This is a genomic window from Paraburkholderia sp. SIMBA_053 (assembly GCF_046534895.1).
GTDB lineage: Bacteria > Pseudomonadota > Gammaproteobacteria > Burkholderiales > Burkholderiaceae > Paraburkholderia > Paraburkholderia caledonica.
Genome location: NZ_JAWRXU010001718.1, coordinates 1 through 236, shown reverse-complemented (window position 1 = coordinate 236; position 236 = coordinate 1). Strand labels below are relative to the sequence as shown.

Below are 236 nucleotides of genomic sequence, written 5' to 3'. Positions count from 1 at the left end.
GCGCCAATCATCCAGGGCACGAATTCCTCGTTGCCAACGCCAAGCGCTTCGCTCTTGCTCTTGTGGCCCGACGCAACGTCGAGGATCATCCGGAAAATTTCTTCGCCCTTCTGCTCCACGCTTACGGTGCCGTCCATGATGTCGCCGCAGTTGATGTCCATGTCATCGGCCATCCGCTTGTACATGGTCGAGTTCGTAGCGAGCTTGATTGACGGCGCAGGTTTGGCGCCGAAACA

1 pseudogene is annotated in these 236 nt (G+C 57.6%); it reads right to left on the bottom strand.

The features are described from left to right. Window positions 1-236: pseudogene (locus SB753_RS41390) on the bottom strand (altronate dehydratase); the annotation flags it as partial.